20 protein-coding genes and 1 pseudogene are annotated in these 22,214 nt (G+C 33.8%); all 21 read right to left on the reverse strand.

Features of this window, described 5'->3' with window-relative positions; all coding sequences use genetic code 11:
* Positions 1-253, reverse strand: a pseudogene (locus HMPREF3264_RS07170) (DNA recombination/repair protein RecA); the annotation flags it as partial.
* A 164-nt stretch (positions 254-417) separates the two neighbouring features.
* Positions 418-1,569, reverse strand: coding sequence for a CinA family nicotinamide mononucleotide deamidase-related protein (locus HMPREF3264_RS07175; protein ID WP_070872713.1), 1,152 nt, complete (start codon positions 1,567-1,569; stop codon positions 418-420).
* Between the two features lie 185 nt (positions 1,570-1,754).
* Positions 1,755-2,336 carry a CDP-diacylglycerol--glycerol-3-phosphate 3-phosphatidyltransferase gene (gene pgsA / locus HMPREF3264_RS07180; RefSeq protein WP_002442602.1) on the reverse strand — a complete coding sequence of 194 codons (582 nt, stop codon included), beginning with the start codon at positions 2,334-2,336 and terminating at the stop codon, positions 1,755-1,757.
* A gap of 31 nt (positions 2,337-2,367) precedes the next feature.
* On the reverse strand, positions 2,368-2,760 hold the full coding sequence (locus tag HMPREF3264_RS07185) for a helix-turn-helix domain-containing protein (RefSeq protein WP_002442599.1): 393 nt from the start codon (positions 2,758-2,760) through the stop codon (positions 2,368-2,370).
* 18 nt (positions 2,761-2,778) lie between these two features.
* Positions 2,779-3,606: a YmfK family protein gene (locus HMPREF3264_RS07190; protein ID WP_070872715.1), complete on the reverse strand. Its 828-nt coding sequence runs from the start codon at positions 3,604-3,606 to the stop codon at positions 2,779-2,781.
* A gap of 184 nt (positions 3,607-3,790) precedes the next feature.
* Entirely contained in the window at positions 3,791-4,495 is a 705-nt protein-coding gene (gene ymfI / locus HMPREF3264_RS07195) for an elongation factor P 5-aminopentanone reductase (protein ID WP_070872717.1), read from the reverse strand.
* Positions 4,495-5,781: an EF-P 5-aminopentanol modification-associated protein YfmH gene (gene yfmH, locus HMPREF3264_RS07200; RefSeq protein WP_070872719.1), complete on the reverse strand. Its 1,287-nt coding sequence runs from the start codon at positions 5,779-5,781 to the stop codon at positions 4,495-4,497. The genes ymfI and yfmH overlap by 1 nt, the downstream gene beginning before the upstream one ends.
* Complete coding sequence (gene yfmF / locus HMPREF3264_RS07205) at positions 5,781-7,046, reverse strand: EF-P 5-aminopentanol modification-associated protein YfmF (RefSeq protein ID WP_070873269.1); 1,266 nt, start codon at positions 7,044-7,046, stop codon at positions 5,781-5,783. Before yfmF ends, yfmH begins: the two co-directional genes overlap by 1 nt.
* Positions 7,047-7,092: 46 nt before the next feature.
* On the reverse strand, positions 7,093-7,803 hold the full coding sequence (locus tag HMPREF3264_RS07210) for a GntR family transcriptional regulator (protein ID WP_002442591.1): 711 nt from the start codon (positions 7,801-7,803) through the stop codon (positions 7,093-7,095).
* 2 nt (positions 7,804-7,805) lie between these two features.
* Complete coding sequence (locus HMPREF3264_RS07215) at positions 7,806-10,217, reverse strand: DNA translocase FtsK (protein ID WP_070872721.1); 2,412 nt, start codon at positions 10,215-10,217, stop codon at positions 7,806-7,808.
* Between the two features lie 263 nt (positions 10,218-10,480).
* Positions 10,481-12,124 (reverse strand): ribonuclease J2, encoded by a 1,644-nt coding sequence (gene rnjB / locus HMPREF3264_RS07220; RefSeq protein ID WP_070872722.1) that lies wholly within the window; start codon positions 12,122-12,124, stop codon positions 10,481-10,483.
* Between the two features lie 271 nt (positions 12,125-12,395).
* Positions 12,396-14,495, reverse strand: a complete 2,100-nt coding sequence (pnp, locus tag HMPREF3264_RS07225; protein WP_070872724.1) for a polyribonucleotide nucleotidyltransferase — start codon at positions 14,493-14,495, stop codon at positions 12,396-12,398.
* A gap of 133 nt (positions 14,496-14,628) precedes the next feature.
* The gene (gene rpsO, locus HMPREF3264_RS07230; protein WP_002442583.1) at positions 14,629-14,898 is read right to left on the reverse strand and encodes a 30S ribosomal protein S15; all 270 of its coding nucleotides are present in this window, start codon (positions 14,896-14,898) and stop codon (positions 14,629-14,631) included.
* A 261-nt stretch (positions 14,899-15,159) separates the two neighbouring features.
* The gene (ribF, locus tag HMPREF3264_RS07235) at positions 15,160-16,131 is read right to left on the reverse strand and encodes a riboflavin biosynthesis protein RibF (protein ID WP_070872726.1); all 972 of its coding nucleotides are present in this window, start codon (positions 16,129-16,131) and stop codon (positions 15,160-15,162) included.
* A gap of 15 nt (positions 16,132-16,146) precedes the next feature.
* Positions 16,147-17,064: a tRNA pseudouridine(55) synthase TruB gene (truB, locus tag HMPREF3264_RS07240; RefSeq protein ID WP_070872728.1), complete on the reverse strand. Its 918-nt coding sequence runs from the start codon at positions 17,062-17,064 to the stop codon at positions 16,147-16,149.
* 147 nt (positions 17,065-17,211) lie between these two features.
* Positions 17,212-17,562 carry a 30S ribosome-binding factor RbfA gene (gene rbfA / locus HMPREF3264_RS07245; RefSeq protein ID WP_037541413.1) on the reverse strand — a complete coding sequence of 117 codons (351 nt, stop codon included), beginning with the start codon at positions 17,560-17,562 and terminating at the stop codon, positions 17,212-17,214.
* 161 nt (positions 17,563-17,723) lie between these two features.
* The gene (gene infB / locus HMPREF3264_RS07250; RefSeq protein WP_044466282.1) at positions 17,724-19,889 is read right to left on the reverse strand and encodes a translation initiation factor IF-2; all 2,166 of its coding nucleotides are present in this window, start codon (positions 19,887-19,889) and stop codon (positions 17,724-17,726) included.
* Positions 19,890-19,893: 4 nt separating this feature from the next.
* Entirely contained in the window at positions 19,894-20,211 is a 318-nt protein-coding gene (locus HMPREF3264_RS07255) for a L7Ae/L30e/S12e/Gadd45 family ribosomal protein (RefSeq protein ID WP_002442572.1), read from the reverse strand.
* Positions 20,208-20,492, reverse strand: coding sequence for an RNase P modulator RnpM (gene rnpM / locus HMPREF3264_RS07260; RefSeq protein WP_002442571.1), 285 nt, complete (start codon positions 20,490-20,492; stop codon positions 20,208-20,210). The genes HMPREF3264_RS07255 and rnpM overlap by 4 nt, the downstream gene beginning before the upstream one ends.
* 16 nt (positions 20,493-20,508) lie before the next feature.
* Positions 20,509-21,720, reverse strand: a complete 1,212-nt coding sequence (nusA, locus tag HMPREF3264_RS07265; RefSeq protein WP_070872730.1) for a transcription termination factor NusA — start codon at positions 21,718-21,720, stop codon at positions 20,509-20,511.
* A 20-nt stretch (positions 21,721-21,740) separates the two neighbouring features.
* Complete coding sequence (rimP, locus tag HMPREF3264_RS07270; protein ID WP_037541410.1) at positions 21,741-22,208, reverse strand: ribosome maturation factor RimP; 468 nt, start codon at positions 22,206-22,208, stop codon at positions 21,741-21,743.
* Between the last annotated feature and the right edge of the window lie 6 nt (positions 22,209-22,214).

The following is a 22,214-nucleotide window of genomic DNA, read 5'->3' on the forward strand; positions in this document are numbered from 1 at the left end:
TTTTTTGTACTTCTGCAATTGCATGTAATGCTACAGTTGTTTTACCTGAACTTTCAGGTCCATATATTTCAATAATTCTTCCTTTAGGATAACCACCCACTCCTAGTGCGTTATCCACTGTGACAGAACCACTTGATGTGCTTGAGACTCTGCGACCTTTATTATCGCCTAATTTCATTACTGCACCTTTACCAAATGATTTCTCCATATTTTTTATTACTGTATCTAAAGCTTTTTGACGTTCATTATCCAAAGCGAGACCTCCTAATTCAGAAAGTAATCTGTTTAATATCTTACCCTTACTATACAAGCTATCAAATCAAAACACAAGCATTTTGCGAATATTTGTTCGTGTAATTTGTGATTTTACCAGAACAGAAACGAACAAACGTACTTATATTTTGCACTAAAAATGAATTATTCTTGTTGTTCGAACCATTTTAATAATCTTATCATCGCATAATTTTGACTTCTGTTTCTTAATAAATTTCGACTTTGAGCCATTTTGAAGGTATCTATATTCAAGTTTTCACCATCATATATCGCTAAATATACCTCTCCGTCTTTATTTAATAACACAATACCCAATTCTGTTTGATATAAATCTCTTACATATTGAGCTGCACTTAAAAGCTGAGCATGTATGTTTTCATCATTTTCTACAAAAACAGAACTATGCGGTAAAATGCCTTTAAGTAAATTGTCTGTATCTACATTTTTCAGCCTTGTATATAGCGCACCATTGGTTACACCATCGTATATTGCGAATGTACGTTTCACCTTAGACATAACCGATTCTTCAATCGTAATATCATCCGATCCAAAGTAATATTCTCCTATTCGATTAAGAATTTCTTTCTTAATAGGTTGGATGAGTTTCTCACATTCTGTTTGCGTATCTGCGTTAGCTGTTAATCTAATGTATACTTCGTGTGTCCCTGCTAAAGGTGCGATAGTTGGGTTTGACTGATTGTCTATAAGATCCATCAATATCGTTTCAACTTTAGATTCACCAATACCTGCAAATCTTAATAATTCTGAAAAGATAACCCTGTCATCATCTAATAAGTAAGGCAATAGCTCATTTTTAGCCATGGGTTTCATTTCTTTAGGTAGACCTGGTAATAGCACAACTTTTTTATCTTCTTTTTCTACTAACATACCTGGTGCCATACCTGTTTTATTAGGTAATACTTTAGAACCTTCAATGACTAAAGCTTGTTGTTTATTATTTGGAGTCATCTCCTGACCTTGTTCTCTAAAATAACTTTCAATGTAACTTAAAGATGATTCATCAGTAACTAATTCTCTGCCCAATACTTTCGCTACAGTATGTTTTGTTAAATCATCTTTTGTAGGACCTAATCCTCCAGTTAAAACAAGTGTATCAAAACGCTTTAGACCTTGTTTGATAACATATTCTAATCTTTTAGGATTATCACCAATAACTGTATGCTCAACAACACTTTTACCAATACTATTGAAAAGTTTAGAAAGATATTGACCATTTGTATTAGCAATTTGGCCTAAAAGTAATTCAGATCCTACAGCAATTATTGAAATTTTCATTGAACTTTTACCCCTTTATCTATCGATTTCCACAATAAATTCATTATATATTTTTTAGAGTTATAAATCTAAAATAAGCGTTTAAAAAGTGCACGTGCAATTCAGATATCTACTTCTAATATATTAAAAAAGGCTGAGATAACTAACGATATCTCAACCTCAAATCTAAACATATTAAATTATAATTATTTTGATTGTTTAAAGACGTCTCTACCTTTATAAAAATACTCAATACCAGAAAGAATAGTAAAGAATACACCAATATATAATAAAGTAACGCCTAATGGGAAATGAATAAAGTGTACAAGTGGATCACCTAATAATATCCAGATAATTGCAACCATTGTCACAGCAGTTTTAATCTTACCTAATTGACCTGCAGCACTTACAAATCCTTGTTCAATTTGTAACAAACGGAGTCCTGTCACAGCAAATTCACGTGCAATAATAATGATTGCAACTACTGAGTTTGTAAAACCTAATTGAACCATTACTATCAACGCACTTGCAACAAGTAATTTATCTGCAAGAGGGTCTAAAAATTTCCCCATATTCGTTACAAGTTGCCACTTACGTGCTAAATAACCATCCGCAAAATCACTCAACGAAGCAATAATAAAGATGATTGCACTGATTAAAATTTCAATTCTAATATGATAACCGCCAAGGAAGGAAACTTGTCCAAATCCGAAGTCTACTAACGCAAATAGAATAAAAACGGGTATCAATATAACTCTAAATACCGTAATCTGATTCGGTATATTCATTTTAAATCCTCATTTCTAAAACTTTATTTATTTACAAAATTAATACTGCAAGTATCCAAATAATTAAAGATACAATAACAATCATACCTATTAACATGACAAGTTGAATGGTTTCTTTCGACTTGCTGCGATAAGAAGGTACTTGACCATTAGAAAAAGTTGTCATCAATTGATCCATTTGATGCTGATTGCTAGGTATTTCATCTCGATGTGCTTCAATCAGTTGATTAGGTTCAATATTAACAACATTGGCATATTTTCTAATAAATCCCTCTGTGTAATCTTTTTTGGCTAATAGGTCAAAATCATTATTTTCAATATGTATTAAAGTCTGACGCTTAAGCTGAGTTCGTTGCTCTAATTCATTTAACGTCATACCCAATCTTTCACGTCTACCTTTTAACGCTTCACCAACCGTTTTCACACAAAGTCCTCCTCACACTTATTCAAAGAAACCAAATCCCCCACCGAATGGGTCTCCAAATTCTAAACTATTTTTACTTTGAACCGTTTGTTTCTTCATTTCATCATAATGTATTTCTTGGTTCTCATTTTCTCTCAATTCTATAATATAGTCAAAATCATCCATACTGTAGTTACATGCTTCAACGAATAAATCCGGATGCTCTACGACCTTGATGGATGGCAATGTCATCACTTCTCTAACTAGGTCCTGATGTTTAGGGTTAGACTCACGAGCTGTCACAGCTCCATCAATAATATAGACATGGTTTGACTCATATTCACCCTTGATAAGTGAACTCCTTACCGTCTGTTTAATTAAAGTAGAACTTATGAATAACCATCTTTTATGTGCACAAACGCTTCCTGCTACAATAGATTCTGTTTTACCAACTCGAGGCATGCCTCGAATACCTATTAATTTGTGACCTTCCTCTTTGAAAAGTTCAGCCAAAAAGTCTACAAGTAAACCTAGGTCTTCTCTTTCAAATTTAAATGTTTTCTTGTCATCTGCATCTTGCTCTATGTATCTACCATGTCTAACCGCAAGTCGATCTTTAAGTTCAGAAATTCTTAATTTAGTAATATCAATTTCATTGATTTCTTTGACAATCTGTTCAAAACGTTCAACTTTCTCAAGTTTATCGGTTTTGATAAGTAGACCCCTTTTACCTTGATCAACACCATTGATTGTTACAATACTAATTCCTAGCATACCTAGTAAACTTGAAATATCACCGAGTAATCCAGCTCGATTGATAGTAATTTCATATTCTAAGTACCACTCTTTTCTTTCTGCAACTGTCATGATTCGACCACCCCTTGTTTACAATCACGCACTTGAAAGCTATTCAAAGTTTGATTTAATCACATTATAACATCGTTTATGAGAATCGCACTTAATAATTGTATTAATTTTCTTATAAAAATAAACAAGAATGATTAATCAAAGACAATAAATAGAAAGCTTCTATCCCGTAAGAGTAGCTAACTTATAAATACCAACCGCCATTAACTTTTTGAACGGTACCTGTAATGCTTCTAGACATTGGATGGCATAAATACGCACAAACGTGAGCAACTTCGTATGGTTCAATCATTCTGTTTTGAGGCAATTCTGCTACAATAGATTCCATTTCTTCTTTAGACCACGCCTTGCTCATGTTACCAGAGACAAAGCCAGGTGCAATTGCATTTACTGTCACTGAAGTGAGTGCTAATTCTTGGCTAAGTGCTTTAACGAAACCAATCTGAGCGCTCTTCATTGCAGAATAAATCGATTCCATACTAGCACCTGTTTCTCCCCATATTGAAGAAATCACAATGATACGTCCATGATTACTTTTTCTTAAAGTGTCAACAAAATATCTAGATATACGAATAAATTGTCTTACATGAAGTGCATAACTAAAGTCTATATCTTCATCGCTCATATCTTGCAACATACCATATAAGGCAGTTCCACTCGTATATATGAGGCAATCTATATCATTGAGATGCCCGAAATATTCCGATAATGTTATATCTTGAGCTAAATCACATTGGATAAATTCTACATTATTATTTTTATACTTTTCTTTTAATGAAGTTAAATCCGCAGTGTTGTAATGAATAATCACTTCATAACCTTCATCTAATAAGCGGTCTACAATTGCAGTGCCGATACTACCTGAACCACCAAATACTAGCGCTTTCATTACTCTTTCAGCTCCAAACGACTATCAACAAGATGATCAAAGTCAAGGAATAGCTTAGATGTTTCATTTACACTTTCTAAAGTAATATTTTCAACAATCTCTAACATATCAAAGACACTCACGCCTTCGAAATATAACTTTGCATATTGATTCGCAATATACTCAGGGGAGTTTAAACTAGAAATAAATTCGCCGATAAATTGTTTTTTCAATAAATCAAACGCTTCTTGATCCGCTAAATGTCCTCTGTATTTCTTAAGTTCATTAATTAATAATTCTTTCAACTCGTCGGGGTGTTGTGTCGCACTCGTAATAATAGAAAAACTGTAACTTGGTTCTAATACAAATTGGTAACCAAACGTTTCATCGATAAGATCTTTGTTTAACAAATCTTGATAAAAATCTGTTTCCTCGCCGAAAATCAACTCATAGAAAAATGTCATTTCTAAGTCTCTTTGAACGTATTTTTCTGAGCTTTCATTGAGTGGTTGATTTTTAAATCCTAGCATGAGTCGTGGCGATTGTAATTTCATCTTTTCAGTTACTGTATGTGTATTGACTTCTTCCGGTTCTTTAATTTGTGCACGCTCTATCTTAGGTTGATTAGTCTTGTTGCGTTGCTTTTCATGATTATCAACTAGATCAACGATACTTTGAGGATCAACATCGCCTACGACGAAGAGAACCATATTGGATGGATGGTAAAACGTTTCATAACATAAATATAAATCGTCTTTAGTTATGTCATAAATACTGTCTACACTTCCAGCAATATCAACTCGGATAGGATGTTTAGAGTACATAGCTCTTAGCGTATTGAACATCAATTTATAACCAGGTTGCTCTTGATACATCTTAATTTCTTCAGCGATAATGCCTTTTTCTTTATTCACTGTTTCTTCAGTAAAATACGGTGTTTCAACCATGGTTAATAAACGCTTAATATTACTTTCGATGTGATTTGTAGCACTAAATAAGTAACTTGTACGGTCAAAACTAGTGAAAGCATTCGCCTGGGCATTTTCTTCAGCAAATGCTGTAAATAAATCTTCTTCTTCTTTTTCAAAAAGTTTATGTTCTAAAAAATGAGCTACGCCGTCTGGAACCTTTACAAACTCATCACTACCAAGAGGTTTAAAGTGATTATCTAACGAACCAAATTGTGTTGTATAAGTTACAAATGTTTTTTGAAATCCTGGCTTAGGTATAATAAACAGTTTTAGTCCATTATCAAGTTCATGTTCAAAAACCTTTTCATCAATAAGTTCATAATTATGTACTTTCATTATTCACTTTGACCTCCCTTCGTTAAAACATAAATGGTATCAAGGACAGCTTCGTTAGCTAACTCAATTACATCTTCTTTTGTAACCTGATTAATTGCTTTAATAAAGTCTTCATCAGATTGATATTCGTCTAATAATAGTTGATTATGTAGCAATTCAATCATGCTTTTAGGTCTATCAGTAGATTCATGTCTGTGTGAAATAATAATTTTTTTAGCTAATTCTAATTTAGTTTCATCAAATTCACCATTTTTTAATTTATCGAATTCTTCTAAAATAGTATCTTTCGCGCGTTCATATTTATCAGCAGATACGCCACTTAAGACAAATAAGAATCCATTTTTACCATCAATTTGAGAATGGATCGAATAAGCTAAACTTTGCTTTTCACGAACTTCGTTGAACAATACAGAAGAGGGATCTCCACCAAACATCATATTAAACACGACAAACGCATAATAATTTTGTTTACCATAGTATGTTGGGAATCGATAACCAAGATTAAGTTTTGCTTGGTCCACTTCATCTTCTTCAATAATAACCTTTGGCGAACCAATATGATTTATTTGTGTTAATGGTGAACCCTTTTCTAACTCAAACGGTTTGATTTCAAAGTTATTTTGGATTAAATTTCTCGTTTCTTGTTCGTTAACATTTCCTACTACGTAAATTGCACATTCATCATTATGTATCATGGATTTATATGTATCATACAAGTTTTGAGCAGTCACTTGTGGTATTTGTTCCAATTGACCCGTAGCAATATATTTATATGGCTCATCTTCAAACATATAATTCATTAATTTTAAAAATGAATATTGCGCCTTATTATCTGTCATTGCTTCAATTTTCTTAGTAAGGAGAGATTTTTCTTGGGCCACATATTTTTCATTGAATTGTTCATCTTCAATTAAAGGGTTCCATATTAACTCTTTCAGCATTTCTAATCCCTTTTCAAATAGAGGCGTAGAATCCTTTAAGTAGCGCTCATTTACAATTTCTAGAGAAATAGTAATGACATGTTTATCTTTAAATTTAGTTACAAAACTATTGATATAAGCCCCATATAGGTTTGACAAATGTCTATTTAACGCTTTATCGTTAGGCCATTTTTGAGTGGCACGTACTAATACTTTACTTAGAATAGAACGAGACGTAATCGTTTCATAATCTAATGGTGCCATGAATTTAAATGTCACCATCGTTGTTTTAAATTTTTCAGTTGGTAAAACATTGATATGTATATTTGAATGGTCATGGTTCATTGTCTCCAAATGCCATACCTCCCTTTTCTGTAAAAACATTTACTATTTAATTTTTATTAACTTTAAACTTAACTAAACTACTTTTAAGATAGTTTAAAGAGTATAAGATGGGTTGTCCATTTTCATCATAATGTACAACTTTCAATAACATTAAACCTTCGTGTGGCGACGCGTTGAGCACTTCAGAAATGTGTGGTTCGTAACTAATCGCTTCTAAGTCCATTTCAGCATGAGTCACTTCGTGTCCTGTCGCATCTTTAATGGCTCTTAACATTGATCCGTTACTTTTCTGATAATCTAAACAAGTTAAGTATTGTTTCGCAATTTTATCTAAACAATAAACGACAGGTTTATGGTCAGCAGTTCTCAATCTCTCAATGATAGTGACTGGTTGCTTGGTTTCTATTCCTAAATGTTCTGCATCTAAGATTGTTGCTGGTTGTTCATCAAAATTTAGATACTCTATACCTGCTTTATACCCAGCTTCTTCAATCATAGTACTAATACTTATTAATTTGTCTAATGGATAAAAGAAGGGAGGTTGTGCTTTAACGCTTGTCCCCTCTTCAAAATTATCCGTGACTATTTGTTCTGTGATTAATTCACCAATGCCGTCATAAACATCATCAGTTTTAACATTTAATGCACGTGCAATTGATAAATTACTAGGTAACTTACCACCGTTTTCTAGCTCACCATTTTTAATCATATTTAAAATATATTGTTTTACTCTATATATAGCATTCATTTCCGACATTTTTACACCTCATCATTATCTAAATCAACTAGAATTTGTCTAGGCTTGCTCCCTTTTTGTGGGCCTATGACCTGATTACGTTCTAAATCGTCCATTAATCTTGAAGCACGATTATACCCAATTCTAAATTGTCTTTGTAATAAAGATGTACTAGCCTTCTGTTGTTCTATAACAAATAAATAGGCTTCATCGTATAAAGAATCTTCACTTTTCATCTCTGATTTATCGACTGGTGCATCTGGTTCCATTTCTTTCACATAATTCGCTTGTTGTTGTTCTACAACATAATTGACTACGTCTTGAACTTCTTTGTCACTCAAGAAAGCACCTTGAATACGTGTTTGCGTAGACTCTCCGTTACCTATATATAACATGTCACCTTTACCTAGTAATTTTTCAGCACCGCCTGAACCAATAATTGTTCTAGAGTCTGTTTGTGAACTTACCGCAAAGGCAATTCTTGATGGGATATTATTCTTGATAATACCTGTAATGACATCAACTGAAGGTCTTTGAGTGGCTACAATTAAATGAATTCCAGCAGCTCGAGCCATTTGAGTAATACGTTGAATCGCATTTTCAACTTCTTTTCCTGCAACCATCATTAAATCTGCTAACTCATCTACAATAACAACGATATATGGTAATTCGGATTGTTTCTCTTCAAGTTCTTCATTTTGTTTACGAATATATTGGTTATAACCTTCAATATTACGTGTAGAAGAATGTTGGAAAAGATCGTAACGACGTTCCATTTCAGCAACTACTTTTTCTAGAGCCTGAGATGCTTTATGTGGGTTCGTAACAACTGGTATAAGTAAATGTGGTATACCATTATATACGTTTAATTCTACCATTTTAGGGTCAATTAACATAAGTTTTACTTCATGAGGCTTTGCGTTAAGTAAAATACTTGTGATGATACCGTTAATACAAACTGATTTACCACTACCTGTTGAACCTGCAACAAGTAAGTGTGGCATTTCATTTAATTGGATAGATACAGGCTCACCAGAAATATCTCGGCCTAAACCGACTTCTAACTTATGTTGTGAAGGGAATTTCTCTTCTAACACTTCTTTTAAAGATACTAATGAAATCTTATCATTTGGTACTTCGATCCCTACTGCAGAACGACCGGGTATAGGCGCTTCAATACGTACATCTTTAGCAGCTAATGCTAAAGCAATGTCGTTGTGTAAGTTAACGATTTTACTTACTTTAACACCTTGGGCTGGTTGGATTTCATATTGAGTTACTGCAGGACCGATTTTAATTTGTGTGACTTTCGCATTGACACCAAAGTTTTTCATCGTTGACTCTAATACTTGACCTTTGCGTTGAACTTCAGCTTTAGAAGTTGATTGTTGTTTCGCAGGTTGATTCAGTAAAGTTAAAGGTGGCACAGTATATTCGACATTAGCCACTTCTCCGGCTTCTGAAATAGAACTTTCCCCGTCGTTGTTATTATTGATTTCCTCTTCTAAATTCGTCGAAACATCTTTTTTATGATTATTTTCTTGTGAATTTGATGTTGTTTCGCTGCTTTTAGCTTCATTGTCAAAGATTCGTTTTTTACGCTTATTCGGTTGACTATTGACTTGATCCTCTTGTTCGTTATGTCCATATATAGGTATATCATTCGTTTGTCCTACTTCTGGTAAATCACTTACATCTTTAACTTGTTCGTGTTGTAATCTCTCTTGATTTTTAGCGCGTTTCTTTTCTTCAGCACGTTCAGCTTTTAATTGTGCGCGTTCTTCTTTTTTAGCTTTATTTTGTTCCCTTTTTTCTTTAAAAGACTCTGAAGCATTTTCACTTGAAGACTTCATGTTTTCAAATAAATTTTTAGTCACATCTCTATGTCTTAAGTTCATTAAAAGAATAATACTTGAAGCCACTAATAAAATCGTAATAATAATAACTCCTACAATAGAGATGAGCGGAATAAACAACTTAAGTAAGTAAAAACCAATGAGTCCTCCACCAAAATTTGGAAAATGCGTATGTTCATATGATCGATATACATATGAAAGTACTGGTTCTCTTTCAGATGAGATACCTTTTGTAAAATGATAATAAAGTTGTGCTATAAATAATAAAGCTAATTGTAAGATAATTGCCCCAACACTACGACGCGTTTTAGGAATCTTTTTAGAGTATGTAATAAAACCTGTTGCTAGGATTACTAAAATATATGTTAAAAATCTACTCATTCCAAATAAATAATTAAAGAAACTATCAATCATTCGACCAACTATGCCTAATTGAAAAGCTCCTAAAACGACAAGAATGACAATGGCAATAGCAATTAAATAGCGTAACGGACTTTCATTTTGTTTTCTTCTCTTAGAGTTTTTACGCGTAGCATTACTTTTCTTTCTAGTCGTTGTTTTTTTCTTTGCTTGTGGCAAGATTTTACACCTTCTTTTTTAATCTTTCACAGTTCTCCATTAGGTCTTATGACACCTATTTCTTATGTATATATTTAATAAGATGAAAGAGGCAGGAACAATTTAAATGTTTAAAGTTAATTTTAATCGTCCATATCTTTTGTTTCGATATAAAGTGAACAAAATTAAAATAACCTAAATGTAGAACATCATCATCTTTATGTTACAAAGTGATTGTGTTTTACTAAATTGTCCCAACCTCTTTAAAATATTTTTTATTTGGATTATATCTCAGAAATAACTGGAATAATCATTGGACGTCGTTTCGTACTTTCGAATAATAGTTTACTAATTTGATCTCGCATATTTTGCTTTATTTCAGACCATTCAATACGTTTTTCTTGTAAACCTGCTTCTACAATTGTACGCACTTTTTCTTCCGCTTCATTTAATAATTCTTCGCTTTCTCTAACATAAACAAAGCCTCTTGATTGTATTTCAGGACCTGCTGCAATTCGTCTGTTTTTAGGATCTAACGTTACCACAGCAATGAATATTCCATCTTCTGCTAATAAATGACGGTCTCTTAATACGATGTTACCTACGTCGCCAACACCAATACCATCAATAAGTACATTTCCTGAATTTACTTTTTCATTTAGAATCATATCTTTACCGTCATAATTAATAACGTCGCCTTTTTCTACTAAAAAGATTTTTTCAGGAGCAACACCTGACTCAGCAGCTAATTTAGCGTGTGCAATTTGCATTTTAAATTCACCTTGCACAGGGATAAAGTATTCCGGTTTCATAATATTTAACATCATTTTTAATTCTTCCATACAACCGTGACTTGAAGCATGAATCTTCTTATTGTTAGGAATGATGTGGGCACCGGCACGTACCAATTCATTTAAAGTATCCGCAATGATAACTTCCATATTCGCTGAAGCAGTAATTGCTAAGAAGACAGAATCGCCATCTTCGATATTCATAATTTTATGTTTCTTTTGAGCCATTTGACTTAAAGCTTCGACAGGTTCTCCTTGCATGCCTGTGGCAATGATAATGACTTCATTCTTAGGATAATTATCAACTTCATTAATAGGTATTAATAAGTCTTTAGGTATATCGAAATATCCCATCTTGCGGGCGATATTAAATGAACTTTCAAGTGAACGACCTAAGAATGATACTTTACGATTCAATTGACTCGCAATATTTAATACTTGTTGGATACGTATAAAATTAGACGCATAGCAAGAGACGATAAGTCTTCCTTTTACTTTAGCAAATGCATCGTACATATGGTGTTCGATGACATTTTCAGGTGTATTGTAGCCAGGCTTTTCAGCTTCAGTAGAATCACTGATTAATGCAAATACTCCTTCATCACCAATTTCAGCCATTCGTTTCATATCAGGTGCATACTGACCATGTAAACTTTGATCAAATTTAAATTCACCTGTATATACGATAGAACCATATGATGTGTGAATACAAATACCTAAACTATCAGGAATGCTATGTGTAGTATTAAAGAAACTCACATTTACATTTTTAAATCTCATTACTGAATCATGATTAACTGTATAGTAACGCACTTTCTTTTTAATATTACGGGCCTTCATGTTTTCTTTAATAAGTGCGATTGTCAACTTAGAACCATACACTGGTGCATCAATTTGTTCTAACACATAACTCACTGCACCAATCGCGTGTTCATGACCATGAGAAAGGAAAATGCCTTTTAACTTATCTTTATTTTCAATGACATATTGAATGTCAGGAATAACAATGTCTACACCAAGCATTTCATCTTCGGGGAACATTAATCCCGCATCTAACATAAACATTTCATCGTCTACTTCAACGATGTACATATTTTTAGCGATTTCGCCTACACCACCGAGTGGTATGATGCGAATATCTTTATTTTTTTTTCTTTATTAAACTCAAAATGTTACCTCCTATAAATAGTGACCCGTCCATATATAAACTCATCATTTATTATAAGTTAAAATAGGCGTGATGTACACTATTAAAGCACGGTTGACCATCTTGAAGATTTAAATTTTATTTTTCTTATACGCTTAATCAACCTTTGTAAATTGGCACGATTCATTTTTAATAGCCCAAAATATGTAAAATAAAAAGATTGAGTACTCCATTAAGAATACTCAATCTTAACCATTCACTTTATTCTTGTGTTAAAGCTTTATGAGAAGCATTTACTCTGCCTTGCTTGTCTATTTCAGTAATTTTTACTTCAATCGTATCACCAATATTTAATACATCTTCAACTTTATTGATTCTATCTTTAGAAATTTGAGAAATATGAAGTAACGCATCTTTACCTGGGAATAACTCTACGAAAGCACCATATTTTTCGATACGTTTAACTTTAGCATGATATACTTGACCAACTTCAGCTTCACGTGTAATTTCTTCGATAATTTCTTTCGCACGATCAATCATTTCTTGGTCTACAGCACCGATAAAGATTGTTCCATCTTGCTCGATATCAAGTTTAACGCCTGTTTCATCAATGATTTCATTGATTTTTTTGCCGCCAGGTCCAATGACATCTCTGATTTTGTCAGGTTTGATATGCATTGTAACAACTTTTGGAGCATAAGCACTTAATTCTTTACGTGGTGCATCGATTGTTTGAAGCATGTGATCCATAATAGCTAAGCGTCCTTGACGAGCTTGTTCAAGTGCTTCTTCAATTACTTCTCGTGTTAAACCATCAATTTTGATATCCATTTGAATAGCAGTAATACCTTCTTTAGTACCCGCTACTTTAAAGTCCATGTCACCAAGTGCATCTTCCATACCTTGAATGTCAGTTAAAATTGTATAGCTATCATCACGTGTAACGAGGCCCATGGCTATACCTGCTACAGGTGCTTTAATTGGTACACCAGCATCCATTAACGCAAGTGTAGAACCACAAATTGATGCTTGTGAAGAAGAACCGTTTGATTCTAACACTTCACTTACAATACGGATTGTATATGGGAAATCAGCTGTATCAGGGATGATATAGCGTAAAGCTCTTTCACCTAATGCACCGTGACCAATTTCACGACGTCCAGGCGCACGTACAGGGCCTGTTTCCCCAACAGAGAAGTTAGGGAAATTATAATGATGCATGAAGCGTTTTTCTACTTCTGGTCCTAGACCATCGATGAGTTGATAATCTCCTAATGCGCCTAATGTTAAAACAGATAGTGCTTGTGTTTGTCCACGTGTAAATAATCCTGAACCATGAGCTCTCGGTAAGAGTCCAACTTCTGAGTCAAGTGGACGTATTTCATCTACTTTACGACCATCCGGACGAATTTTTTCATCAGCAATTAAGCGTCTTACTTCTTCTTTTACGAGATCATTCAAGATTGAGTACACTTCATTGATAAGAGATTCATTGTCTGGATCTTCTTCATCTATAAAATGTTCTACGACTTCTTCTTTAAGTACATCTAAATTTTCATCACGTTGTTGTTTATCAAATGTTAATACTGTATCTTTTAAACCTTTTTCTTCAGTTAATGCTTTTACTTTTTCAACTAGCGCTTCGTCACGTTCAACAGGAATAAATTCTTGTTTTACTGGTTGAATATGATTAATAATTTCTTGTTGGAATGCAACTAAACGTTTAATTTCTTCATGTCCGAAGAAGATTGCCTCAAGCATTTCGCTTTCAGTGATTTCACTAGCCCCTGCTTCTACCATGTTTACAGCATCTTTATGACCAGCCACTTCTAAGTCTAATCTAGAAACTTCCTTTTCAGAAACTGAAGGGTTGATGACATAATTACCGTCAACATAACCTACATTGACACCTGCAATAGGTCCTTGGAAAGGAATGTCTGACACACTTAAAGCCATTGAAGAACCAATCATTGCAGCCATTTCAGGTGAACAATCTGGGTCAGCACTTAGAACAATGTTCATAATTTGAACATCATGTCTGTAACCTTTTGGGAATAATGGACGAATAGGTCTGTCGATTAATCGTGCAGTTAGTGTCGCTTCATCTCCAGGACGTCCTTCTCTTTTTTTGAATCCACCAGGAATTTTACCTGCCGCATACATTTTTTCTTCATAATTGACTGTTAATGGGAAAAAGTCACCATCTCTAGGTTCCTTTGAAGCAGTAGCAGTTGATAACACAACTGTATCTCCATAACGTACTAAAACAGCACCATTAGCTTGCTTTGCTAATTGACCTGTCTCAATAGTTAAAGAACGACCAGCCCATTCAGTTTTGAAAACTTTCTTCTCTTGAGACATTATGAATCTCCTCTCTTAATTCTATTATTTACATCATATCATTTATTTACTCAATTTTATATTTTTTATTATGTGTGATAATAAAAAAAGGAAAGTACCATCCAACTGGTGCTTTCCTAATTCTATATTAAGATTAACGACGGATACCTAATGATTTAATTAATTCACGGTAACGTTGAATATCTTTACTACGTAAGTAGTTTAATAAGTGTCTACGACGACCTACCATTTTTAATAGTCCACGACGAGAATGGTGGTCTTTTTTGTGTTCACGTAAGTGTTCGTTTAACGCAGCGATTTCTGCAGTTAAAACAGCGATTTGTACTTCTGGTGAACCAGTATCTGTTTCGTGTACACGGTATTCTTTAATTAATTCATCTTTACGTTCTTGTGAAATTGCCATAATCAATTTCCTCCTTAAAATTTTTTTACTCCTTAATCTGAGTTAGGCGTCGGAGACTCGACCTACTAAGAAAAAGGTATTTTAGAAGTGAGTTCGGGACAAAAGTGTTTAAGGTTTAAGCAGAACCGAATGATGAGCAAAATTTGAGAAACAATTTTGCCGGGTTGTGAAAGTTACTGCCGAAAATCCTGCTTTTGGGACGCCGTTAATCGGTTTCCCAGAGCATAAACTTTAAATTCCCTACTCTTTTCTTCCTCAACTTTAAATATTATACGATATATCATCACCGAAATCAACAGATAATAAATATTTCGCTTTAGCTTTATCTTCATTCATCTGTTCAACTAATGGATCTATGCCCTCAAATTTAACTTCTGGTCTTAAGAAGTGATGCCAATAAACTGTAACCCTTTCACCATAAATATTTTCATCAAAGTCAAAAATATTTACTTCAATCACTACTTCAGCTTTAGCTGGATCATGGAATGTAGGTTTTACTCCCACATTGGCTACCCCTCTATACAATTTACTCTCTGGACCTATCTCCATACTCACGGCATAGACACCTTTTTTAGGTAGCACGTAATCATCGCTCGGTTGTACATTAGCTGTAGGGAAACCAATCGTTCTGCCACGTTTTTCTCCTTGTACAACTGTGCCTTTAATTCTATATAAGTAACCTAACGCTTCATTTGCTTTTCTTAAATTACCTTCAGTTAATGCCTCTCTAATAGCTGTTGTAGATATCTTTTCAGAACCCATTTCTTGCTTACCTACAATGGTAGTATTGAATTCTTCAGATTCTTGTAAAACAGTCATATTCCCTTTACCAAATTTACCAAAAGTAAAGTCGAAACCTGCAATCACTTCTTTAACATGATTATTAATCACATATTCTTGAATAAATGCTTCGGAAGTTACACTTGCAAATCTTGAAGAAAAGTTAATGACAATACAATAATCAATATCATGTTGCGCAATCATTTCCAATTTATCTGAAAGTGGTGTTAAATATGTTGTACGTTTACGCTCGGGATTTAGCACTACTGATGGATGAGGGTCAAACGTCATTACAGCTTTTTTCAAATTACTTTCTTTGGCTTTATGGTCTAAAGTTTGAAAAACTTTGTCATGACCTCTATGCATACCATCAAAGAAACCAAACGCCATCGCTACATCTTCATTGATTAACTGTTCCTTTTGAATAGGATGGGTTACTTCTATCACTTTCATAAATAAATTGCTCCTTTAGTTAAAAACTTTTTTCGGTTTAATTTCGTGCGCTTTTTCCGGATGAATCATATATATAGCAAGCGCTTTATTTGTGTGGTTATCGATAAACACAAATTGCTCCTCAAATTCATACTGAAATTCATGACTATTGAATTTCTGACCATTTAAGATCCGCTTCTTGAGTTCATCATCACTGACTTCAATGTGTTGTAATCCTTTCAAACCATATTCTATAGGAAACAACTTTTCTTGTAATGAATCATGCTCATGCAATACTTTAATTTGATCAAGTGTTAAACTGGCCTCTTGCTTAAAACCGCCTGAAGCGATGCGAGTTAAAAGTGACATATGCGCAGGAAAGCCAAGACTGGCACCAATATCAGTAGCTAAAGTTCTAATATACGTACCCTTACCACATGTAACTTCAATATCGAAATGACACTGTTCACCTTCGAAGGTTAGTTCAGAAATTCTTTGAATAGATTTGATATAGACGTGCCTGATTGGTCTTTCTACTTCCTCATTATTTCGAGCATATTCGTATAGCTTTTTACCTTTAACCTTCACTGAAGAATACATAGGGGGAATTTGTTTTATAAGACCTAAAAATTGCTCAAGCGTATGATCTATGTCTTGTTCTGAAACATCTTCTGCTTTAATACGCTTAGTTTCTAATATATCCCCTGTTTGATCTTCAGTAGTCGTACTCATGCCTAGTGTGACAGTTGCTTTATACGTTTTACCCATATCCATCACGTAATCACTGACCCTCGTAGCATGACCTAAACAAACTGGAAGTACACCATTTACTTCAGGATCAAGTGTACCCGTATGTCCAATTTTCTTCATTTTTAAAATCTTTCTTAGTTTAAAAACAACATCGTGGCTTGTTAAACCTCTTTCTTTAAATACAGGTAATATACCGTTATACATTTTGTCACACCTTTTACTCAACGTTACTTTAACCTTAATTATTATAACATCTCTTAAACTCTATTTGACTGAAAATAATACATAAAAATAGTAGGTAGTGATTCAACAATTTCTTTTGTGAATACGCGTACCTACTTTCATAAATGATTATTTATCTTCTTTGTGTAAATCTTGAATCATACGTTCAATTTTATTACCGTATTCGATTGATTCATCATATTCAAATGTTAAATCAGGAATAATTCTTAAACGCATTCTTGAACCTAACTCGGATTTGATAAAGCCTTTCGCTTTTTCAAGTGCCTTAAATGTATTATCTACTTCTTTTTCATTTCCTAATACAGTTAAATAAACTTTTGCTTGTGATAGGTCATTCGTTAATTCAACATCTGTAATCGTAAGAAATCCAACTCTAGGATCTTTTACTTTAGTGTTTACAATATCCATAATTTCTTGCTTCATTTGTTCGCCAACACGTTCAGCTCTCATATTACTCATCTTCATTTCACCTCTTTTAATACATTTATTTTTTAAAATTATCCACGCTCAAGTAGATTATATTTTATTAAATAATGCGCTTTTTAGCAATGTGATTGATTCAAAAATCTCCTCCCTATTTGTATTTAATAGCGAGGAGATTGGCATGATATTCTAATTCATTATCTTTGGATTTCAACCATTTCAAATGCTTCGATAATGTCGCCTTCTTTAAGGTCGTTATATTTTTCGATGGTAATACCACATTCATAACCTTGAGCTACTTCTTTAGCGTCATCTTTGAAACGTTTAAGTGTATCTAACTCACCTTCGAATAAGACAATACCATCTCTTATAACACGTACACCTGCGTTACGTGTGATTTTACCTTCTGTTACATAACTACCTGCAATTGTACCAACTTTAGATACTTTGAATGTTTGACGTACCTCTGCTTGTCCGATAACTTGTTCTTCGTATTCTGGGTCAAGTAAACCTTTCATAGCAGATTCGATTTCTTCGATAACATTATAGATAACACGGTGTAATCTCATATCAACATTTTCCGCTTCAGCAGCACGTTTTGCACCTGCATCTGGACGAACGTTAAATCCGATAATAATACCGTTAGAAGCATTTGCCAATGTCACGTCAGATTCATTGATCGCACCGACAGCTGTATGAATAATGCGTACATTAACGCCTTCAACATCAATTTTCATTAATGAAGCTGCTAATGCTTCTACAGAACCTTGAACGTCACCTTTGATGATTACGTTAAGGTCTTTCATTTCGCCTTGTTTCATTTGTTCAAATAAGTTATCTAATGAAACATTTTTACTTTCTTGACGTTGCTGAATCACACTTGCTTCATGACGCGCTTCACCGATACGGCGTGCTTGTTTTTCATCACTAAATACGACGAAACGATCACCCGCAAGTGGCACATCATTGATACCAGTAATCTCGACTGGCGTAGATGGACCAGCTGATTTAATACGTTTACCTAAGTCATTTACCATAGCACGAATACGACCATACGTATTACCGACTACAATTGAATCTCCAACATTTAAAGTACCATTTTGTACTAATAATGATGCAGCAGGCCCACGTGATTTATCAAGTTCTGCTTCAATAACCGTACCGACAGCACGTTTTTCAGGATTTGCTTTTAATTCTTGAACTTCTGCTACTAAGCCAATCATTTCAAGTAAATCTTCAATGCCGTCTCCACTTAAAGCTGAAAGTGGTACGAAAATTGTATCGCCACCCCAGTCTTCAGGGATTAAACCGTATTCAGTTAATTCTTGCATAACACGATCTGGGTTAGCTGTCGGTTTATCAATTTTATTTACCGCAACAATTGTTGGTACTTCTGCTTCTTTCGCGTGATTAATCGCTTCGATAGTTTGTGGCATCACGCCATCATCTGCTGCTACAACTAGAATAGTAATATCAGTGACTTGTGCCCCACGTGCACGCATTGTTGTAAATGCAGCGTGTCCTGGAGTATCTAAGAAAGTAATTTTCTTACCAGCATTTTCAATTTGATAAGCACCGATATGTTGAGTAATACCGCCTGCTTCTCCTTCAGTTACTTTCGTATGACGAATAGAATCTAATAATGTTGTTTTACCGTGGTCAACGTGCCCCATGATTGTAACTACAGCTGGTCTTTCAATTGCATCTGGGTCTTCGCTTTCATCATCGAAATAAATCGATAAATCTTCTTCATCAATGACAACTTCTTGTTCGATTTCTACACCATAGTCTTCAGCAATTAATTCTAATGTTTCTTCATCTAATGATTGGTTAATATTAGCCATGATACCTAGTAAGAATAATTTCTTAATAATGCCTGAAGATTCAACATTTAATTTTTCAGCTAATTCACCAACTGTAATTCCTTCTTGGTAAGTGATTTTAGAAGGCATTTCTTTTGGTTCTGAAGTTTGGTTTTGTTGTTTATTATTCTTGTTGTTCTTATTATTTTTATTGTTTTTATTATTCTTATTTTGTTGCTTGCCTTTGTTGTTTTGTCCGTTTTTCTTGTTTTGATTAGATTGTTGGTTACCTTTTTGTTGTTGGTTATTTTTGTTTTGTTGTTTGCCTTTATTGTTTTGATTTTGTTTGCTATTAGATTTTTGGTGATTATCTTGAGTATTTTGTTTGTTGTCATTATTTTGTTCTTTTTTGAACTTTTTGTCTAAAGCTTTAATTTGGTCGTCTTCTAAAGCTTGCATATGGTTAGACACTTCAACATTCATACTTTTTAACTCATCTATAATCTCTTTACTCTTTAGATTCAATTCTTTCGCATATTCGTAAATTCTTTTTTTACTCATATAATCACTCCTTACGATATTCATCTATCATTGATAACAATTTTTTTGCAAAACCATTATCGGTTACACCAATATTTACTCTCTCGCCTTTACCAAGTGCTATCCCTAATTCAACTCTCGTTCCAAAGCTTCTTAGTGGAATTTGATTGCTCTCGCTCTTATTTTTCATAACTTTTAATGTGTTATCAGAGGCATCAGTTGCAACAATGACGAGTTTAATTTTATTAGTTTTAATGTCGCTTAGAATTACAGATTCTCCACTTTTTATTTTGCCTGCTCTCATTGCTAAACCAAGAAAATTAAATATTTGATCTTTCGTCATTTAGGAATCTCTTCTCTATAAATTAAACGAATAATTTCTTTATATACTGGTTCAAGTGTTTCTTTAGAAGCATTGAAATATTTTTCAAGCAATTCTTTTTGTTGTGCCTTTTCAACTAAAGGAACATCTTTAGAAACATATGCGCCACGACCTTGTTTCTTACCAGTCGCATCGGCAAATATTTCACCTTCTTTATTGATGACTACACGAATCATATCTTTCTTAGGATGCATTTCGTTAGATATAATACATTTTCTCATTGGAATTTTTTTCTTCTTCATAAATAGTCACTCCAATCTATTCTTCTGTATTCTTATCTTCTTCTGTTTCTTCATCCGTTTCTGCAGCTAATTCTGCCGTAGTTAAGTTAGATTCTTCTAAATTAACATCATCAAATTCTACATCTTCATCGCCAGTGTTAACAATTTCATCTGCTACTTCTTCTGACTCAATGATTGGGTAAATACCTGCTTCACGTGCATCTGTTTCAGATTTAATATCAATCTTCCAGCCTGTTAACTTAGCAGCTAAACGAGCATTTTGACCACGTTTACCAATTGCTAAAGATAATTGATAATCTGGAACTACAACAACTGTTGATTGATTTTCTTCGTCTACAATCACTTCTAAAACTTGTGATGGACTTAAAGCATTTCTTACGAATACTTTCGGATCTTCATTCCATTGCACAATGTCAATTTTCTCTCCACCAAGTTCTTCTACTACCGCTTCAACACGTGCACCTTTAGAACCTACACATGCGCCAACAGCATCAATGTCAGGATTTTCTGAATATACACTGATTTTAGAACGGTCACCTGCTTCACGAGCAACAGATTTAACAATCACTGTTCCGTCATAAATTTCTGGAACTTCTTGTTCGAATAAACGTTTTAATAAACCTGGATGGCTTCTTGAAACATAAATTTGAGGACCTTTAGTCGTTTGTTCAACTTTGTTCACATAAACTTTAATTCGTTCATTAGGAATATAACTTTCATTAGGACTTCTTTCCGCTTCTGATAATACCGCTTCAATACGACCTAAGTTCACGTATACATAACGATGGTCAACACGGTCAATCACACCTGTTAAGATATCTTCCTCTTTATCAATAAATTCATCGTATAAGATTTCTCTTTCAGCATCTCTTAATCTTTGCATCACGGCCTGTTTAGCTGCTTGCGCACCTACACGACCAAAGTCTTTAGGTGTTACATCTTCTTCGTAAATATCTCCAACTTCATAAGCAGGATTTTTTACTAAAGCTGTACTTAAGTCTACTTCTTCTCTATCATCAAAAACTTCTTCTACTACTTCTTTACGTGCAATAACTCTAAATGAACCTTCGTCCATATTTAATTCAACTCTAACATTTCTTGCACTGTCGTAATTTTTCTTATAAGCAGTAATTAATGCTGCTTCAATTGCATCGATAAGTACTTCTCTAGGAATTTTCTTTTCCTTTTCCAAATATTCAGTAGCTAATAATAATTCATTACTTGACACAGTTTTTCCTCCTCATCACGTTAAATCATAACAGCGTGACGTGCTTTTGCTATTTTATTTCTTGGTATTTCAATTTGTTTAGTTTTAGATTTCTCTTTTACTTCCATAACAATATTGTCATCATCAACAGATTGTAAAATGCCTAACCATTCTTTCTCACCTTCAATTGGAGCATAAAGTGAGATAAACACCGGTTGAGTTACCGCATTGTGAAAGTCTTTATCTTTTTTAATAGGTCTTTCTGCTCCTGGAGAAGCCACATCAAGATAATACATTTCGGGGATAGGGTCATTTTCATCCATAGCTTCACTAATTTTTTCAGAAGCTAGCGTACAATCGTTTAAATCTACACCGCCTTCTTTATCAATGGAAATTCTTAGAAAACGGTCTTTACCTTCTTTAACATATTCAATTTCAACAAGTTCAAATTTTAAGTCGTCTAAGATAGGTTGAATGATTGATTCTACTTGTTCAGTAACTTTACTCATACAGGC

It is taken from the genome of Staphylococcus sp. HMSC62A08 (genome assembly GCF_001839105.1).
In the GTDB taxonomy this organism is placed as follows: domain Bacteria; phylum Bacillota; class Bacilli; order Staphylococcales; family Staphylococcaceae; genus Staphylococcus; species Staphylococcus caprae.

What these genes read in the sequence shown, in the direction of transcription:
- HMPREF3264_RS07210 (WP_002442591.1), bottom strand. Translation starts at nt 7,803, where the DNA reads ATGTCGGAAATGAATGCTATATATAGAGTAAAACAATATATTTTAAAT.
- rimP (WP_037541410.1), bottom strand. Translation starts at nt 22,208, where the DNA reads ATGAGTAAAGTTACTGAACAAGTAGAATCAATCATTCAACCTATCTTA.
- ymfI (WP_070872717.1), bottom strand. Translation starts at nt 4,495, where the DNA reads ATGAAAGCGCTAGTATTTGGTGGTTCAGGTAGTATCGGCACTGCAATT.
- HMPREF3264_RS07190 (WP_070872715.1), bottom strand. Translation starts at nt 3,606, where the DNA reads ATGACAGTTGCAGAAAGAAAAGAGTGGTACTTAGAATATGAAATTACT.
- pnp (WP_070872724.1), bottom strand. Translation starts at nt 14,495, where the DNA reads ATGTCTCAAGAGAAGAAAGTTTTCAAAACTGAATGGGCTGGTCGTTCT.
- HMPREF3264_RS07255 (WP_002442572.1), bottom strand. Translation starts at nt 20,211, where the DNA reads ATGACGAAAGATCAAATATTTAATTTTCTTGGTTTAGCAATGAGAGCA.
- HMPREF3264_RS07175 (WP_070872713.1), bottom strand. Translation starts at nt 1,569, where the DNA reads ATGAAAATTTCAATAATTGCTGTAGGATCTGAATTACTTTTAGGCCAA.
- rbfA (WP_037541413.1), bottom strand. Translation starts at nt 17,562, where the DNA reads ATGAGTAATATGAGAGCTGAACGTGTTGGCGAACAAATGAAGCAAGAA.
- yfmH (WP_070872719.1), bottom strand. Translation starts at nt 5,781, where the DNA reads ATGAAAGTACATAATTATGAACTTATTGATGAAAAGGTTTTTGAACAT.
- rpsO (WP_002442583.1), bottom strand. Translation starts at nt 14,898, where the DNA reads ATGGCAATTTCACAAGAACGTAAAGATGAATTAATTAAAGAATACCGT.
- rnpM (WP_002442571.1), bottom strand. Translation starts at nt 20,492, where the DNA reads ATGAAGAAGAAAAAAATTCCAATGAGAAAATGTATTATATCTAACGAA.
- pgsA (WP_002442602.1), bottom strand. Translation starts at nt 2,336, where the DNA reads ATGAATATACCGAATCAGATTACGGTATTTAGAGTTATATTGATACCC.
- ribF (WP_070872726.1), bottom strand. Translation starts at nt 16,131, where the DNA reads ATGAAAGTGATAGAAGTAACCCATCCTATTCAAAAGGAACAGTTAATC.
- yfmF (WP_070873269.1), bottom strand. Translation starts at nt 7,046, where the DNA reads ATGAACCATGACCATTCAAATATACATATCAATGTTTTACCAACTGAA.
- truB (WP_070872728.1), bottom strand. Translation starts at nt 17,064, where the DNA reads ATGTATAACGGTATATTACCTGTATTTAAAGAAAGAGGTTTAACAAGC.
- infB (WP_044466282.1), bottom strand. Translation starts at nt 19,889, where the DNA reads ATGAGTAAAAAAAGAATTTACGAATATGCGAAAGAATTGAATCTAAAG.